14 protein-coding genes and 1 pseudogene are annotated in these 17,369 nt (G+C 63.3%); 8 read left to right on the top strand and 7 right to left on the bottom strand.

Going from position 1 to position 17,369, the window contains the following annotated elements:
* Positions 1-100 precede the first annotated feature (100 nt).
* From pta to BM186_RS27080, 3 genes and pseudogenes are all read right to left on the bottom strand, one after another.
* Complete coding sequence (gene pta / locus BM186_RS15340) at positions 101-2,194, bottom strand: phosphate acetyltransferase (RefSeq protein WP_074916351.1); 2,094 nt, start codon at positions 2,192-2,194, stop codon at positions 101-103.
* Between the two features lie 9 nt (positions 2,195-2,203).
* Positions 2,204-3,388, bottom strand: coding sequence for an acetate kinase (locus BM186_RS15335; protein ID WP_074916349.1), 1,185 nt, complete (start codon positions 3,386-3,388; stop codon positions 2,204-2,206).
* Positions 3,389-3,716: pseudogene (locus BM186_RS27080) on the bottom strand (DUF3565 domain-containing protein).
* Here BM186_RS27080 and BM186_RS15325 point away from each other — a divergent pair.
* From BM186_RS15325 to clpB, 4 genes are all read left to right on the top strand, one after another.
* Positions 3,685-4,170 carry an FKBP-type peptidyl-prolyl cis-trans isomerase gene (locus BM186_RS15325; RefSeq protein ID WP_074916345.1) on the top strand — a complete coding sequence of 162 codons (486 nt, stop codon included), beginning with the start codon at positions 3,685-3,687 and terminating at the stop codon, positions 4,168-4,170. The pseudogene BM186_RS27080 and the gene BM186_RS15325 overlap by 32 nt on opposite strands.
* Positions 4,171-4,355: 185 nt before the next feature.
* Positions 4,356-4,841, top strand: a complete 486-nt coding sequence (locus BM186_RS15320; RefSeq protein ID WP_072424280.1) for a glutathione peroxidase — start codon at positions 4,356-4,358, stop codon at positions 4,839-4,841.
* A 132-nt stretch (positions 4,842-4,973) separates the two neighbouring features.
* Entirely contained in the window at positions 4,974-5,711 is a 738-nt protein-coding gene (locus tag BM186_RS15315) for a nitroreductase family protein (protein WP_074916343.1), read from the top strand.
* Between the two features lie 129 nt (positions 5,712-5,840).
* Entirely contained in the window at positions 5,841-8,405 is a 2,565-nt protein-coding gene (gene clpB, locus BM186_RS15310) for an ATP-dependent chaperone ClpB (RefSeq protein ID WP_072424278.1), read from the top strand.
* A gap of 250 nt (positions 8,406-8,655) precedes the next feature.
* On the opposite strand, the gene dld is transcribed toward clpB, so the two are convergent.
* From dld to BM186_RS15295, 3 genes are all read right to left on the bottom strand, one after another.
* Complete coding sequence (gene dld / locus BM186_RS15305; protein WP_074916341.1) at positions 8,656-10,368, bottom strand: D-lactate dehydrogenase; 1,713 nt, start codon at positions 10,366-10,368, stop codon at positions 8,656-8,658.
* A 4-nt stretch (positions 10,369-10,372) separates the two neighbouring features.
* Positions 10,373-11,512, bottom strand: coding sequence for an FMN-dependent L-lactate dehydrogenase LldD (lldD, locus tag BM186_RS15300; protein WP_074916339.1), 1,140 nt, complete (start codon positions 11,510-11,512; stop codon positions 10,373-10,375).
* An 82-nt stretch (positions 11,513-11,594) separates the two neighbouring features.
* A complete protein-coding gene (locus tag BM186_RS15295; RefSeq protein WP_074916337.1) occupies positions 11,595-13,289 on the bottom strand; it encodes an L-lactate permease in 1,695 nt (564 codons plus the stop codon).
* A gap of 295 nt (positions 13,290-13,584) precedes the next feature.
* On the opposite strand from BM186_RS15295, the gene BM186_RS15290 reads away from it, so the two are divergent.
* On the top strand, positions 13,585-14,352 hold the full coding sequence (locus BM186_RS15290) for an FCD domain-containing protein (protein WP_072424274.1): 768 nt from the start codon (positions 13,585-13,587) through the stop codon (positions 14,350-14,352).
* A gap of 189 nt (positions 14,353-14,541) precedes the next feature.
* Here the strand turns inward: BM186_RS15290 and smpB are convergent, their stop codons facing one another.
* On the bottom strand, positions 14,542-15,024 hold the full coding sequence (gene smpB / locus BM186_RS15285; protein WP_055987029.1) for an SsrA-binding protein SmpB: 483 nt from the start codon (positions 15,022-15,024) through the stop codon (positions 14,542-14,544).
* 127 nt (positions 15,025-15,151) lie between these two features.
* Between smpB and BM186_RS15280 the strand changes: the two genes are divergently transcribed.
* Genes BM186_RS15280 through BM186_RS15270 form a run of 3 tightly spaced genes read left to right on the top strand, consistent with a single transcriptional unit; the run spans position 15,152 to position 17,303 of the window.
* Entirely contained in the window at positions 15,152-16,555 is a 1,404-nt protein-coding gene (locus BM186_RS15280) for a sodium-dependent transporter (RefSeq protein WP_074916335.1), read from the top strand.
* Positions 16,556-16,990 (top strand): type II toxin-antitoxin system RatA family toxin, encoded by a 435-nt coding sequence (locus BM186_RS15275; protein WP_055987035.1) that lies wholly within the window; start codon positions 16,556-16,558, stop codon positions 16,988-16,990.
* Positions 16,983-17,303 (top strand): RnfH family protein, encoded by a 321-nt coding sequence (locus tag BM186_RS15270; RefSeq protein ID WP_072424271.1) that lies wholly within the window; start codon positions 16,983-16,985, stop codon positions 17,301-17,303. The genes BM186_RS15275 and BM186_RS15270 overlap by 8 nt, the downstream gene beginning before the upstream one ends.
* Positions 17,304-17,369: the final 66 nt, after the last annotated feature.

Below are 17,369 nucleotides of genomic sequence, written 5' to 3'. Positions count from 1 at the left end.
TGGGTCTCGCCGGCTTGTAGGGTGCGCCGTGCGCACCGGCTATTGTGGCCGGCGCGCCCCCCAGCTTTCCATGGTGCGCACGGCGCACCCTACGACCTCTCTAGCTCGGTAGATCGGCCGCCTGAATGGCCGTCAGTGCGATGGTGTAGACGATGTCGTCGACAAGCGCACCGCGCGACAGGTCGTTCACCGGCTTGCGCAGGCCCTGCAGCATAGGCCCGACACTGATGCACTCGGCGCTGCGCTGCACTGCCTTGTAGGTGGTGTTGCCGGTGTTCAGATCAGGGAACACGAACACCGTGGCGCGACCGGCTACCGGGCTGTTTGGCGCCTTTTGCCGGCCGACGCTCTCGATGGCCGCGGCGTCGTACTGCAGCGGGCCGTCGAGTAGCAGGTCCGGGCGTTTTTCGCGGGCCAGGCGGGTCGCGGCCCGTACCTTTTCCACCTCCTCGCCGCTGCCGGAATCACCAGTGGAGTAGCTGAGCATGGCCACCCGCGGCGGAATGCCGAAGGCCTGCGCCGAGGCGGCGCTCTGCAGGGCGATCTCCGCCAGCTGTTCGGCGTTGGGATCAGGGTTCACGGCGCAGTCGCCGTAGACCAGCACCTGGTCGGGCAGCAGCATGAAGAACACCGAGGACACCAGGTTGTAACCCGGTGCGGTCTTGATCAGCTGCAGCGCCGGGCGAATGGTGTTGGCGGTGGTGTGAATGGCGCCAGACACCAGGCCGTCCACTTCGTCCAGTGCCAGCATCATGGTGCCGAGCACCACGGTGTCCTCCAGCTGCGCCTCGGCCATCGGCGCGTTGAGGCCCTTGCCCTTGCGCAGCTCGACCATCGGCTCGATGTAGCGACCGCGAATCAGGTCCGGGTCGAGAATTTCCAGGCCTTCCGGTAGCTCGATACCCTGTGCTCGGGCGACAGCCTGCACCTCTTCCGGCTTGGCCAGCAGCACGCAGCGGGCAATGCCGCGCGCCTGGCAGATGGCGGCTGCCTGAACGGTGCGTGGCTCGCTGCCCTCGGGCAGGACGATGCGCTTGGCGGCGGCCTTGGCGCGTTGCACCAGCTGGTAGCGGAAGGCCGGGGGTGACAGGCGCAGCTCGCGTGGTGTGCCGCAGCGCGCGCTCAACCAGTCATGATCGATATGCCCGGCAACGAAGTCGGAGACCTTCTCCGCGCGCTCGCGGTCATCCAGGGGGATTTCCTTGTTCAGACGGTTGAGGTTGGTGGCGGTATCGTAGGAGCCGGTGCTCACGGTCATCACCGGCAGGCCGCTGGCCAGGGCACCCTGGCACAGCTCCATGATGCGTGGGTCGGGGGCGAAATCGCTGCACAACAGCAGGCCGGCCAGCGGCACACCGTTCATCGCCGCGAGGCTGGCGGAGAGAATGATGTCGTCACGATCACCCGGCGTTACCACCAGAGTGCCCGGCTTGAGCAGTTGTACGCTGTTGGCCACGGCGCGGGCGCAGAGCACGATCTTGAGCATGCGTCGCTGCTCGTAATCGCCTGCGTTGAGGATGCGCGCGCCGAGCAGCTCGGCGATGTCCTTGGTGCGTGGCGCGTTCAGTTCGTCCTGCCAGGGAATGCAGCCGAGCAGTCGAAAATCCTGGCTCTTGAGCAGTGGTGAGAGTTCCAGCAGGCGCTCGGCAAAGGCAGAGATGCCATCCTCGCTGCGCACCTTGTTGAGAATCACGCCGAGCACCTTCGGGTCCTTCGGCCCGCCGAACAGCTGCGCCTGGATTTCGATGCGGTCGGACAGTTCGGTGAGGTTCTCGTCTTCCGGGGCGCTGACCAGGATCACGTCGGCATCCAGGCTCTTGGCCAGGTGGAAATTGACCCGTGCGGCGTAGCTGGCGTGGCGCGTCGGTACCATGCCTTCGACGACGACCACGTCCTTGCCGACTGCCGCCTGCTGGTAGAGGCTGATGATCTCTTCCAGCAGTTCATCCAGTTGGCCGTCGCCGAGCATGCGCTCGACATGGCTGAGCGGCAGCGGCTTGGGCGAGTTCAGGCCGTGGGTGCGGGCGATCAGCTCGCTGGAACGCTCCGGGCCGAGGTCGCCGGCATGCGGTTGGGCGATGGGCTTGAAGAAGCCGACCTTGAGACCGCTGCGCTCCAGCGCGCCTACCAGGCCGAGGCTGATGGAGGTAAGGCCGACACCGAAACCGGTGGGGGCGATGAAGAAGGTATGCATTAAAAAGCCTCAGTCGAGCAGGGCAAGGGTATCGAGGGCGATCTGCCGCTCTTCATTGGTGGGTACCACCAGCACGCGCGGGTGACCGTCGGCATGAATGGCACCGGCGACGCCGCGCACGCAGTGGGCGTTGGCCTGGGCATCCAGCTGCAGCCCGAGCAGGCTGAGATGGTTCACGGTCTTGCTGCGGATCAGCGTCGAGTTCTCGCCGATACCGCCGGTGAAGATCAGGCCATCGAGACGGCGTAGCGCGCAGCTCATCGCCGCCAGCGATTTGGCCAGGCGATAGCAGAACACCTCGATGGCCAGGGTGGCGCCGGCATGGCCTTGTTCGCGGGCCTGCTCCAGCGTGCGCATGTCGTTGGACAGGCCGGACAGGCCGAGCAGGCCGCTGTCCTTGTTGAGCATGCTGTCGATCCGCTCCAGGCTCCAGCCCAAGGTGCGCGCTAGGTGGCCGTGCAGGTTAGGGTCGACATCGCCGCTGCGTGTGCCCATCACCAGGCCCTCCAGCGGCGTCAGGCCCATGCTGGTGTCGCGGCTGTGGCCATTTTCCACGGCGCAGGTGGAGCTGCCATTGCCAAGGTGCGCGACCAGCCAGCTGCTGGCGTCGTATGCCAGGTCGCTCATCTGCGCGGCCTGGCGGCTGACATAGTGGTGACTGGTGCCGTGGAAGCCATAGCGGCGCACGCCGTGTTCGGCGTAGAGCGCCTGCGGTACGGCGTAGCGGTAGGCGTGCTCGGGCAGGCTTTGATGAAAGGCGGTATCAAATACCGCCACCTGGACCAGGTCCGGGAACAGCTTCATCGCCGCCTCGATACCCTGCAGATTGGCCGGGTTATGCAGCGGGGCCAGCGGCGCGACCTGGCGGATCGCTTGCAGGCTGGTGGCGTCCACACGAGAGGCCCCGGAGAAGTGCTCGCCGCCATGCACCACGCGGTGGCCGATGCCGTGCAGCTTGCCGGCTGCGGCTTGCTGTACCACAGGTAGAAGATGAGACAGGGCCAGGCGGTGGTCAGCGCCCGGCAGTACCAGGCTGTCCTTTTGCTCACCTTGTTGCCAGTGCAGCACCGCCTCGGGGCTGCCAAGACGCTCGGCCAGGCCGCTGAGCATGAAGGTTTCCTGCGCTTCGTTGACCAGGGCGAACTTGATCGACGAGCTGCCGCAGTTGATCACCAGAATGTTGCGTGCAGACATTTAGACTTCCTTGGATTCATCGTGCGACCGATCCATGGCACACCAACCACAGGGGAAGAGGCTTCCCAGCGTGACTTGGCGCTGCTCTGGATCGAGTACCCAGGGCCGATTCTGCCAGGGTGGTCGGTGGCGTACATGCTGAGTATGGCCACAAGACAAGACTGCCACCCAGTCGCCGTCATCGTCCTGACGAAAATCAACGATGCGCACGGCCCGTTTGTCCGGGCTCGGGTCGCAATCCAGGCTGGCGTTGGTTAAACTTGCCCGTTCATTTATCTTTCGCAAAAGGTCTCCCCATGCTGATCGCCGCCAACAAGGCCGTCTCCATCGACTATACCCTGACCAACGATGCCGGTGAGGTGATCGACAGCTCCGCTGGCGGCGCGCCGCTGGTGTATCTGCATGGTGCCGGTAACATCATCGCCGGCCTCGAGAAGGCCCTGGTTGGCAAGCAGATTGGCGATGAGCTGGACGTTTCCGTCGAGCCGGAAGAAGCCTACGGCGAATACAGCGCCGAGCTGGTCGCGACTCTGAGCCGCGCCATGTTCGAAGGCGTCGACACCCTGGAAGTGGGCATGCAGTTCCACGCTTCCGGCCCGGACGGCAGCATGCAGATCGTTACCATCCGCGATATCGACGGCGACGACGTGACCGTCGACGGCAATCACCCGCTGGCCGGTCAGCGCCTGAACTTCAAGGTCAAGGTCGTAGGCGTGCGTGACGCCAGCGAAGAAGAAGTGGCTCATGGTCATATCCATGGCGAAGGTGGTCACCACCACTGACAGGCTGAGTTGCCCGTCAGGCGACTTGCGGTCGTTCTCACTGGTTCAACCGCTGCTAAGCTCAAGCTTGCGATAAAGGCGCCTTAGGGCGCCTTTTTTATGCATGGCGGCTTGCCCAAACGCAGCTGCCTCGAGGATTACAGGGCCTTGCGCCCGCTGCACTGAATTCGCTGAGGAAGTTCGTCATGAGTGCCTTTCACGATCTCAATCTACGCGCGCTGGATGGCCAGGAACTGCCGCTGGCGCCCTACAAGGGCCAGGTGGTGCTGGTGGTAAACGTCGCCTCCAAGTGCGGCCTGACGCCTCAGTACGCGGGGCTGGAAAAGCTCTATCAGCAGTACAAGGGCAATGGCTTTACCGTGCTCGGCGTGCCCTGCAACCAGTTTGCCGGTCAGGAGCCGGGCAGCGAGGACGAGATCCGCTCGTTCTGCAGTCTCAATTATGGTGTGAGCTTCCCGCTGGGCAGCAAGCTGGAGGTCAATGGCCCAGGTCGCCACCCGCTGTATCGCCTGCTGGCGGGCGAGGGCGCTGAGTTTCCAGGTGACATCACCTGGAATTTCGAGAAGTTTCTGGTCGGCCAGGATGGCCGTGTGCTGGCGCGATTCTCGCCGCGCACCACGCCGGACGATCCTGCACTGATCCAGGCCATCGAGAAAGCGCTCGGCCTCTAGGTCTTGGCTCCTGCGTCCTCGATCAGAGGCGCAGGTGAGGCTGATCAGCCAAATCCACGGCCATTTCCTCCCATCCTCTTGTTCGCAAAGTCGCCCGGCTGCTTAATCGGGCGACTGCCGAGGAGTGCGCCTATGACCAGCTTTCTCAACGAGCAAACACCCGCCATGGCTTCGCCGGCCGAACTGCGCGCGTTGATCGAAAGTCGCCGCGCGGTACGCCGCTTCACCCCCGAACCGGTGCCGGACGCGGTAATTCGCGATTGCCTGGAGTTGGCCGTGCTGGCGCCAAATTCCTGCAACCTGCAGCCCTGGAGTTTTCAGGTGATTCGCGATCCGGCGCTGCTGGCGCAGCTGCACCCGGTATGCATGAGCCAGAACGCCGCCCGTGCACCTTTGATCATCGCCGTGCTGGCGCGCCCGGACACCTGGCGTCAGGCCTGCCGCAATGTCATCGATTACTGGCCGGAGGCCGAGGTGCCGGCGCGCATCCGTAGCTTCTACAGCAAGACCGCGCCCTTCCAGTACAACCAGGGGCCGCTGGGCTTGCTGGGTTTGTTCAAGCGTCAGCTGGTGCGACTGATGGGGGTGCGCAAACCCTTGATGCGCAAGCCCAACAGCAAGGCCGACATGCGACTGTGGGCGGTCAAGTCGACGGCGCTGGCGGCGGAGAACCTGATACTGGCCTTCCAGAGCCATGGCTATGCCACCTGTCCGATGGAGGGGTTCGACGAGCCGCGCCTGCGTCGTGTGCTGGATATCCCGCGTCAGGCCATCCCCATCATGCTGCTGGCCGTCGGGCGCCAGGGCGAGAAGGGCATCTACAACCCGCGCCTGCGCTTTCCGCTGGAGCAGCAGGTCACCTGGCGGTAACCAGGTTTGACTTGGATCAAATCGCCTTGTCTTGAATACGGCGTAATCGTCCTTATCTAGTCTGCATCTCAGCGAGTTTCTTTTTTCGGGGATGTTGTCCCGGCTCGCCACTCTGGAGGAAGGACATATATGCGTATCGATCGTTTGACCAGCAAGCTGCAACTTGCACTCTCCGATGCCCAATCCCTGGCGGTGGGCATGGACCACGCCGCCATCGAGCCGCTGCATCTGATGCAGGCGCTGCTCGAGCAACAGGGCGGCTCGATCAAGCCGCTGCTGATGCAGGTTGGCTTCGACATCAACAGTCTGCGGCAGGCCCTGACCCGCGAGCTGGATCAGCTCGGCAAGCTGCAGAACCCCACCGGCGACATCAACCTGTCACAGGATCTGGCGCGTCTGCTCAACCAGGCCGACCGCCTGTCACAGCAACGCGGCGACCAGTTCATTTCCAGCGAGCTGGTGCTGCTCGCGGCGATGGACGAGAACACCAAGCTGGGCAAGCTGCTGCTCGGCCAGGGCGTGTCGAAGAAGGCCCTGGAAAATGCCATCGCCAACCTGCGCGGCGGCCAGGCGGTCAACGACCCCAACGTCGAAGAGTCGCGCCAGGCGCTGGACAAGTACACCGTCGACCTGACCAAGCGTGCCGAAGAGGGCAAGCTCGACCCTGTGATTGGCCGTGACGACGAGATCCGCCGCACCATCCAGGTGTTGCAGCGTCGCACCAAGAACAACCCGGTGCTGATCGGCGAACCCGGTGTGGGCAAGACGGCCATCGCCGAAGGCCTGGCCCAGCGCATCATCAACGGCGAAGTGCCCGATGGCCTGAAAGATAAGCGCCTGCTGTCGCTGGACATGGGCTCGCTGATCGCCGGCGCCAAGTTCCGCGGCGAGTTCGAGGAGCGCCTGAAGGCGGTGCTCAACGAACTCTCCAAGCAGGAAGGGCGCATCATCCTGTTCATCGACGAGCTGCACACCATGGTTGGTGCCGGCAAGGCCGAAGGCGCCATGGATGCCGGCAACATGCTCAAGCCGGCCCTGGCCCGTGGCGAGCTGCACTGCGTCGGCGCCACCACGCTGGACGAGTACCGCCAGTTCATCGAGAAGGACGCTGCGCTGGAACGCCGCTTCCAGAAGGTGCTAGTGGACGAGCCGAGCGAGGAGGACACCATCGCCATCCTGCGTGGCCTGAAGGAACGCTATGAGGTGCACCACGGTGTGACCATCACCGACGGCGCGATTATCGCAGCGGCCAAGCTCAGCCATCGCTACATCACCGACCGACAATTGCCGGACAAGGCCATCGACCTGATCGACGAGGCCGCCAGCCGCATTCGTATGGAAATCGATTCCAAGCCGGAGGAGCTCGATCGCCTGGAGCGTCGCCTGATCCAGCTGAAGATCGAGCGCGAAGCGTTGAAGAAGGAAGACGACGACGCGGCCCTCAAGCGTCTGGAAAAGCTCAAGGAAGATATCGCCCGCCTGGAGAAGGAATACGCCGACCTCGAGGAAATCTGGAAGTCGGAGAAGGCCGAGGTTCAGGGGTCGGCGCAAATCCAGCAGCGCATCGAGCAGGCCAAGACCGAGCTCGAGGCCGCCCGGCGCAAAGGTGACCTCAACCGCATGGCGGAGCTGCAGTACGGCATCATTCCGGATCTGGAGCGTAGCCTGCAGATGGTCGACCAGCACGGCAAGGCTGAGAACCAGCTGCTGCGCAACAAGGTCACCGACGAGGAAATCGCCGAGGTCGTTTCCAAGTGGACGGGTATTCCGGTAAGCAAGATGCTCGAAGGCGAGCGCGAGAAACTGCTGAAGATGGAAGGCTTGTTGCACCAGCGGGTGATCGGCCAGGACGAGGCGGTGGTGGCCGTGGCCAACGCCGTGCGCCGCTCCCGTGCAGGATTGGCTGATCCGAACCGGCCGAGCGGCTCGTTCCTCTTCCTCGGCCCGACCGGGGTGGGCAAGACCGAGCTGTGCAAGGCGCTGGCGGAATTCCTCTTCGATACCGAGGAGGCGCTGGTGCGCATCGACATGTCCGAGTTCATGGAGAAGCACAGCGTCGCTCGCCTGATCGGTGCGCCGCCTGGCTATGTCGGCTACGAAGAGGGCGGTTACCTGACCGAGGCGGTGCGTCGCAAGCCTTATTCGGTGGTGCTGATGGACGAGGTGGAGAAGGCCCACCCGGATGTGTTCAACGTGCTGTTGCAGGTGCTCGAGGACGGCCGTCTGACCGACAGCCATGGCCGCACTGTGGACTTCAAGAACACGGTGATCGTGATGACCTCCAACCTTGGCTCGGCGCAGATTCAGGAACTGGTCGGCGACAGGGAAGCGCAGCGCGCGGCAGTGATGGATGCGGTGAGCAGTCACTTCCGTCCCGAGTTCATCAACCGTATCGACGAGGTGGTGGTGTTCGAGCCGCTGGGCCGCGAGCAGATCGCCGGTATCGCCGAGATCCAGTTGCAGCGCCTGCGTGGCCGCCTGGCCGAGCGTGAGCTGAGCCTGGAGCTGACGCCGGAGGCACTCGACAAGCTGATCGCCGTCGGTTACGACCCAGTGTACGGCGCGCGCCCGCTCAAGCGAGCGATCCAGCGCTGGATCGAGAACCCGCTGGCGCAGCAGATACTCGCCGGCGATTTCGCCCCGGGTGCGGTGGTGCATGCCAAGGTGGACGGCGAGGAGATCGTCTTCGCCTGATCGGTTGCTGCGTCAACACAAAGGCCCGCCAAATTGGTGGGCCTTTGTTTTTGTAGCCGTAGGGAAAAGGGGAAACCCGTAGGGCGTACTCGGCTTTGGCTTCCTGCGTCGCTCTACCTCCTGCATCCATGCAGTCGTCGCGAAGCAGTACGCCGGTCGTTGTGCTGCCAGGCCTGGCATGGCCCGGCGGGCTACTCGCTACGCTCGTGAGGCCGCCCTACACCTAATCCATAGGAGCGGCTTCATCCTCTTAGCAGCAATTGCCCCAATGCTTCTTCTTCGAGGTATGGCCGATGCCGGGGTTGAAGGTATTGGTCGGGTCGAGTTCGCGGTAGAACCCCGCCAACGCCGGCTTGGCCACATAGAGATGGCCAACGTTGTGCTCGGCCGGGTACTCGGCGCGGCGTTCGTCCAGCAGCTTCCACATGGCATGTTCCATGGCGAGCGGGTCATTACCCTTCTTGACGATGTAGTCCTGATGGAACACGTGGCAGAAGAAGTGCCCGTAGTACAGCTTGTGGATGATCTGCTCTTCCATCTCCTGCGGCAGCGTTTCGACCCAGTCGCGGTCGTTGCGGCGCAGGGCGATGTCCAGGGCCAGGATGTCCTCGACGCTGCTGCGGTGCGACTCGCGGTAGCGGATCGCGGCACCGGCCACGGCGAAGCGATGCAGGAAGGCCTTGCGTCCCTCATCGGCATCGCATTCGAAATAGGCGCCGCTGTCACTACCGGTGAAGTATTCGGCGAGGAAAGCGCGGGTCTGTTCCAGCGTGTCGTTGGATACACGCACCAGCAGGTGATGCTCAAAACGGTCACGGTACTCGCGCATGCGTGGCGGCAGGTGGCTGGGTAGCAGGTTCATCAGGGCCTGGATCACCTTGTCGGTCACCCCGCGCAGGCCAAAGCGTTCGAAGAAGCCGTCGACCCGGCTCTTCATGGCGAAGGCAGCCGGCACCTTGGACGTACCGAACTTGTCGATCACCAGAAAGGTGTCCTTACCGTATTTCTCGCCGATGTCGAAGGCGGTGCGGTGGATGTATTCCCCGGCAATCGGCAGGCGTGGCAGCCTGGCCAGCAGGTGGCGGCGCACTTCGGTCAGGTCATGCGGGGCATTGCTGCCGATGTAGAACACCGTGCTCGGCTCTTTCGGGAAGGTGTCCAGGCGCACCGCGAACAGGCACAGTTTGCCGGCCGAACCGGAGGCTTCGAACAGGCGCGACGGGTCGGCATTGAAGCGCGCCGGGGTGTCAGCATCGACGTCGCGCACGTGCTCACCGTAGCGCGCGTCGGAGGCCTTTGCCGTTTCTTCGTTGCGCACCTGCTGCGGCGTGTAGTCGCTGTTCTGCAGGCGGGTGAGGATTTCCTCCGGATCGTTGCCCAACTCGATCCCCAGGTGGTTGACCAGTTCCAGTGAACCGTCATCCTTCACCTGCGCATACAGCGCCAGCTCGGTATAGGCCGGGCCACGGCGCACCAGGGCGCCGCCGGAGTTGTTGCAGATGCCGCCGAGTACCGATGCGCCGATGCAGGACGAGCCGATCACCGAGTGCGGTTCGCGATTCAGCGGCGCCAATGCCTGTTCCAGGCGATCCAGGGTGGCGCCGGGCAGGCACACCACCTGCTCGCCATCGTTGATCAGTTGTACGCCGGTGATGCGCAGGGTGCTGATCAGCACGATCTCGCGGTCGTAATCGGCGCCGTCGGGGGTGGAACCGCCGGTCAGGCCGGTGTTGGCTGCCTGCATGATGACGATGCGATCGGCCGCGACTGCCGCCTGCAGGATGCGCCATTGCTCCAGCAAGGAGCCTGGGCGCACCACCGCCAGCACGTTGCCTTCACCCGTACGGTGGCCCTTGCGGAAACGCCGTGTGGCTTGTTCGTCGGTCAGCACATGGCTGCTGCCGACGATCTGGCGCATCTGCGCCAGCAGGGCGTCACGGGTGATGGAGGCGGCAGCAGTCATTGGCTCAACGCTCCTTTACCAGCAGATCCGGAGTGATTTCGGCGATGGACTTGGCGCCGGTCAGCACCATGGCCACGCGCATTTCCTTCTCGATCAGGTCGAGCAGATTGCTCACGCCAGCACCACCGGCTGCGGCCAGGGCATAGAGGAAGGCGCGGCCCAGTAGCACGGTGTCGGCGCCAAGGGCGAGCATGCGTACTACGTCGAGGCCGGTGCGGATGCCGGAGTCGGCGAGGATCTTCAGCTCGCCCTTGACCGCGTCGGCAATGGCCGGCAGCGCGCGGGCGCTGGACAGCACGCCGTCGAGCTGACGACCACCGTGGTTGGAGACGATGATGCCGTCGGCGCCGAAGGTCACCGCATCACGGGCGTCCTCCGGGTCGAGGATGCCCTTGATCACCATCGGGCCGTCCCAGAAGTCGCGGATCCATTCCAGATCCTTCCAGGAGATCGATGGGTCGAAGTTGGCGCCCAGCCAGCCGATATAGTCCGCCAGGCCGGTGGGGTTGCCGCGGTACGCTGAGATGTTACCCAGATCATGCGGCTTGCCCATTAGGCCGACGTCCCAGGCCCACTGCGGGTGAGTCATGGCCTGCAGCATGCGGCGCAGCGTCGCGTTCGGGCCGCTCATGCCGGAGTGGGCGTCACGGTAGCGTGCGCCGGGCACGGGCATGTCGACGGTGAACACCAGGGTCGAGCAGCCAGCGGCCTTGGCGCGCTCCAGTGCGTTCTTCATGAAACCGCGATCTTTCAGCACGTAGAGCTGAAACCACATCGGCCGGTCGATGGCTGGCGCCACTTCCTCGATCGGGCACACCGACACGGTGGACAGGGTGAAGGGAATGCCCTTGGCCGCTGCCGCCTTGGCTGCCTGCACCTCGCCGCGACGGGCGAACATGCCAGTCAGGCCGACCGGCGCCAGGCCGACCGGCATCGACATCTTCTCGCCGAACAGCTCGGTGGACAGGTCCAGTTCGGACATGTTCTTCAACACGCGCTGGCGCAGTTCGATGTCCGACAGATCAGCGACATTGCGGCGCAGGGTGTGCTCGGCGTAGGCACCGCCATCGGCGTAGTGGAACAGGAACGGCGGCAGCTTGCGTTGCGCGGCAGCGCGATAGTCGGTCGAGGCAGAAATGATCATGGGCTCATCCTGTTGCTGAAAAGGGGAAGCGTAGCCTTACGGCAAATGCCCCGACGATGTCGGGGCGGGCACTACCAGTCGATCAACGGGGCATCAGCGGATCACTGACACCCAGCACATAGATCGCGATCATCGCGATGATGCCGGTGAAAAGCAGGTAGTACAGCGTCGGCCAGATGGTCTTGCGCAGGGTACTGCCTTCGCGGCCTAGCAGGCCAACGGTAGCCGAAGCTGCGACCACGTTATGGATCGCCACCATGTTGCCGGCGGCTGCGCCCACGGCCTGTACCGCGACAATCAGCGCGCTGGAGATGCCCAGGCTGCTGGCCACGCCGAACTGGAACTGGCTGAACATCATGTTGCTGACGGTGTTGGAGCCGGCGATGAAGGCACCCAGAGCCCCGATGCTTGGGGCCAACAGCGGGTAGATGCCGCCAACACTGTCGGCCACCCAGCGCGCCATGAGGATCGGCATGCTGGCCAGCTCGGCGCCGTTGACCCCGGAGTTGATCAGAATGCGCACCATCGGCACGGTGAACAGCAACACGAAGCCGGCGCTGAGCAACACGCTGGACGACTCTTTCACAGCCTTGCCCAGGTCACGTACCTTCATGCCATGCAGGAAGAAGGTGGCCAGGACCACGGCAACCAGAATGCCGCCCGGCAGATACAGCGGCTGGAAGTTGGCGCTGACGCCCGCTTCGCCGAGCAGGTCGGGGAAATTCACCACCACCGCCTTCAGCGCGTTGCCCACTTCCGGGAATACGCGGCTGACCACCAGCAGCGCACCGACCAACACATAGGGCAGCCAGGCGCGCAGTGCGCTCATCGGTTTGGCGGTCAGTTCGTCCAGTTTCATCTCGACGGTGCCCAGCCACTCGCTCGGCCATTTGTCCGCCGGGGCGAAGTCCCAGGTCTTCTTCGGTACCAGGAAGCCAAAGCGTGCGGCACTGGTGACGATGGCCAGGCCGATCAGGCCGCCCAGCAGCGACGGGAATTCGGGGCCGAGGAAGACGCCGGTGAAAACGTACGGCACAACGAAGGCCAGACCGGCGAAAATCGCGAACGGCATGACCTCCAGGCCAGCTTTCCAGCTTTTCTCCTGACCGAAGAAGCGCGTCAGCATCATCGCCATGATGACCGGCATGACCACGCCAACGGTGGCATGAATGATCGCTACTTCACTGGTGATCAGTTGCAGGAACTGCGCCCAGGACGAGCCCTGTTCGACCAGCTGTGCACCGATGGTGGCGGTATCCAGGCCGGTATTGAGGCCGACGATGATCGGTGTACCGACGGCGCCGAAGGATACCGGCGTGCTTTGTACCAGCATGCCCATCAACACCGCGGCCATGGCCGGAAAACCGATGGCGACAAGCAGCGGAGCCGCGATGGCGGCCGGCGTACCGAAGCCCGATGCGCCCTCGATGAAGCAGCCGAACAACCAGGCGATGATGATCGCCTGGATGCGGCGGTCAGGGCTGATGGTGGTGAAGCCGGCACGAATGGCGGTGATGCCACCGGAGTGCTTGAGGGTGTTGAGCAGCAGGATGGCGCCGAAAATGATCCACAGCAGGCCAAGGGTGATCAGCAAGCCTTGCAGGGTGGAGGCCAGGACGCGGTTGAAGGTCATGTCCCAGGCGAACAGGCCGACGGTGGCAGTTACCAGGTAAACCAGAGGCATGGCGTGTTTGGCCGGCCAGCGCAGACCGATCAGCAGAACGGCAGCAAGCAGAATCGGCGAGAACGCCAGCAGGGCGAGAATTCCGTTGGACATTGGGTCTTACTCCACACGAGCGCGCAGCTGGCGCGGCAGGGATGAGGCGTGATCGAACAGGCTTGCAGCGCTTAGGGCTGTCATGGCGTGACCTCGATGGTTTGTTGTTCTTGTTGGTTAAATTGGTAATACCAATTTACAAAGTAGCGGGCTCAGGTTAAAAGTTGCCCAATAGGCTGTCAAATCGAGATGCTAAGACTTTGGTCGTAGAGTGCTTGCTTGTTCAGCGAAGAGGGGCGCTATAGGCTTGTCTTCTGAGGCCTTCGGCCTGGTCAAACCAATGGAGACGCGGGTAATGGAAGTAGGTCAGGTGCGGCAGCGTCGTCTCTCCGATGACATCGTCGCGCAACTGGAAACCATGATTCTCGAGGGCACCTTGCGTGCCGGGGAGAGGCTGCCTGCAGAACGTGCGCTGGCCGAGCAGTTCGGTGTGTCTCGTCCGTCCCTGCGTGAAGCGATCCAGAAACTGGTGGCCAAGGGGCTGCTGGTCAGTCGCCAGGGTGGCGGTAACTATGTCGCCGAATCACTCGGCTCGACCTTCAGCGACCCGCTGTTGCAACTGCTCGAGCACAAGGAAGACGCCCAGCGCGATCTGCTGGAGTTCCGTCATACGCTGGAAGGCTCCTGCGCCTACTACGCGGCCAGGCGCGCCACCGATATCGACCGCCAGCGTCTCACCGAAGCGTTCGAAGCCTTGCAGGATTGCTACGCGCGAGTCGGCAAGGTGACCCGAGCCGAGGAGGGGGCGGCCGATGCGCGTTTTCACCTGGCGATTGCCGAGGCCAGCCACAACGCTGTTCTGCTGCACACTATTCGTGGCTTGTTCGACCTGCTCAAGCGCAACGTGGTGACCAACATCGGTGGCATGTATGCCCAGCGCGAAGAGACCCGCGACATGCTGATCGGACAGCACCGCGCGCTGTACCAGGCGATCATCGAAGGTCGCGCGGAAGACGCCCGCGAGCTCTCCAATCAGCACATCGACTATGTGCAGGAAGTCCTTTCGGAAGTGCAGCTGGAAGCCCAGCGCGTGGCGCGCGCGCAGAGGCGCTTGGGGATATAAAGCGAGCGGCAAGCTGCGCGTAGGGCTTACCGGGGCGCTGGCCGCTCGGAAGCAGTACGCCGTTGGGAGTATTGGGCGTAGGTTGTAGTGCCAAGCTGGGCATGGCCTGGCGAACTGTTCGCTGGCGCTACGAGCGGCGGGTGTCCCGGTCCGCTCTACGCCAACTTTGCCTGCAGCCTGTCGCCGCTCTTAGTCTTCCTTGCCCTTGCTGCGCATGGCGCGCTGAACCTCGCGGTCGGCGTCACGTTCCTTCTCGGTGTGGCGCTTGTCGAAGTCCTTCTTGCCCTTGGCCAGGGCAATTTCGCATTTGACCAGATGCTGCTTCCAGTACAGCGACAGCGCCACGGCGGTGTAGCCCTTCTGCTGTACGGAGCCGAACAGCTTTTCCAGCTCGCGCTTGTTCAGCAGCAGCTTGCGCGTGCGGGTCGGGTCGGCGATGACGTGGGTGCTGGCGGTTTTCAGGGGCGTGATGTGGCAGCCCATCAGCCAGGCTTCATCGTCCTTGAGCAGCACGTAGCTGTCGACCAACTGTGCCTTGCCGGCACGCAGGCTCTTCACTTCCCAGCCGGACAGCACCAGGCCGGCCTCGAACTTGTGTTCGATGAAATAGTCATGCAGCGCCTTTTTGTTCAGCGCGATGGTGCCTTGAGGATGTTTCTTTTGCTTAGCCATAGGGCGCGCATTATAGGGAGTCGTCCGCGCCTGCGCCATGGGGCTTTACCGGGCCAAACTTGAGCCCATGCCGCGAATCTCCGACAATGCGCGATCTTTTTTCCCGCAGTATGGGGTCTTGGCCGCAATGGCGAGCGACAAAGTTTCGATTCATGGTGCCTGGGCCAGTCGCTGGGTGTTCATTCTGGCGGCGACCGGCTCGGCTGTCGGGCTCGGCAATATCTGGAAATTCCCCTATATGACCGGGGTCTACGGCGGCGGTGCGTTCGTCGTTATGTACCTGTTCTGCATCGCCCTGGTGGGTGTGCCGATCATGCTGGCGGAAACCCTGATCGGCCGCCGCGGCCGGCAGAGTCCGGTCAATGCGATGAAGAGCCTGGCGATCGAAGCCGGAGCCTCGAAGCACTGGTCGCTGGCTGCGCTGATGGGGATGGTCGCTGCGCTACTGATCCTGTCCTTCTACAGCGTGGTAGCCGGTTGGTCGCTGGATTACATCATCGGTATGGGCCGTGGCGACTTCACCGGCATCAGCGCCGATGGGGCAGGTGCGGCGTTTGGCGGTCTGACCTCCGATCCGTGGCGACTGACCCTGTGGCACAGCCTGTTCATGCTGGTCACCGCGTTCGTCATCGCCAAGGGCGTGGTAGCGGGATTGGAGCGCAGCCTGCGCATCATGATGCCGCTGCTGTTCGTGTTGTTGCTGGTGCTGCTGGGTTATAGCTTCACCACCGGGCATTTTCGCGAAGGTTTCGACTTCCTCTTCCATTTCGATCCGAGCAAGGTGCAGGACGGCATTCTGGCAGCCATGGGCCACGCCTTCTTTACCCTGAGCGTGGGCGTGGGCTCGATCATGGTCTACGGCGCTTACATGCCGAAGAAGGCCTCGATCGGCGCCACGGTGCTGACCGTCGGTCTGCTCGATACCCTGGTGGCGCTGACGGCGGGTCTGGCATTGTTCCCCATCGTCTTTGCCGCCGGCCTGGAGCCGGGCGGTGGCCCGGGGCTGATGTTCGTCACCCTGCCGATCGCCTTCGGCAATATCGCTTTCGGTCAGGTGATGGGGTTGATCTTCTTCGTGCTGGTGGCTGTTGCCGCATGGAGTTCGTCGATCTCCATGCTGGAGCCGGCCGTGGCCTACTTCGTCGAAAAAACCGGGCGCAGCCGTGCGCAGGTAACCGCCGCGCTGGCGCTGCTGTGCTGGCTGGTGGGGATGGGCACGGTGCTGTCGTTCAACCTGTGGGCCGAGGCCAAGTTCTTCGTCTTCGCCGAGGACGGTTTCCATCTGTTGCAGTGGGGTGCCGAGGGCGGCAAGACCTTCTTCGACAGCATCGACTACCTCACCAGCCGTATCCTGCTGCCGCTGGGCGGTCTGTCTTTCGCCATGTTTGCTGGTTGGGTGCTGAGCCGTGATGCTGTGCGTGAAGAGTTGTCCATCAGAAGCCCGCTGCTGTTCAATCTGGCCCTCTGGCTGATTCGCGTAGTGGCGCCAATCGGCGTGCTGATCGTGTTCATTGCGGAGCTGAGCAAGTAAATGGCTACTCGAATCCAGCGTTCGGCGCTGTTGCCGTACCCGGCGCAGGCACTGTTTGATCTCGTCAACGACGTGGCCGGTTACCCACAGTTTCTGCCTTGGTGCCGCGCCAGTGAGGTGTTGGAGGTCAGCGAGACGCATATGCTGGCCAGCCTCGAGGTGGCCAAAGGCAGTATCGGCCAGCGCTTCGTCACGCGTAATGTCTTGCAGCCTGGACAGCGTATCGAGATGAACCTGCAGGAAGGGCCTTTTACCAGTCTCCATGGCGTCTGGGAGTTCAAGGCGCTGGGCGACAAGGCCTGCAAGATCAGCCTGGACCTTACCTTCGACTATGCTGGGCCGCTGGTGCGTGCCACGCTGGGCCCGCTGTTCAATCAGGCGGCCAATACCATGGTCGACGCCTTCTGCCAGCGAGCCAAGCAGCTATATGGATAAGCCCAGTATCGCCATCGAAGTGGTCTATGCCCTTGCCGAACGGCAGAAGCTCCTGCGTCTGTCCGTACCGACCGGTACCACGGTGCGCGAGGCCGCGCTGCGTTCTGGTATGCAGCAGTTCTTTCCGGAGCTGGATCTGAGCCAGGCGCCGCTGGGCATCTTTGGCAAGGCGGTAGGCAAGCCGGAAGAGCGAGTGCTGGAGGAGGGGGAGCGCGTCGAGATCTATCGACCGCTGATCGCCGATCCGAAGGAAGTGCGCAAGCAGCGTGCGGCCAAAGCCAAGGCCAGGGAAGAAGGCGAGGAGTCGAGCTGACCCGTCAGCTCGTAAGGCGGCAGATATGAAAAAGCCCGGATTCGCTCCGGGCTTTTTCGTGTCCGC

The organism is Ectopseudomonas toyotomiensis, assembly GCF_900115695.1.
Taxonomy (GTDB): Bacteria; Pseudomonadota; Gammaproteobacteria; order Pseudomonadales; family Pseudomonadaceae; genus Aquipseudomonas; species Aquipseudomonas toyotomiensis.
This window is presented reverse-complemented; position numbering and strand designations above follow the sequence as displayed.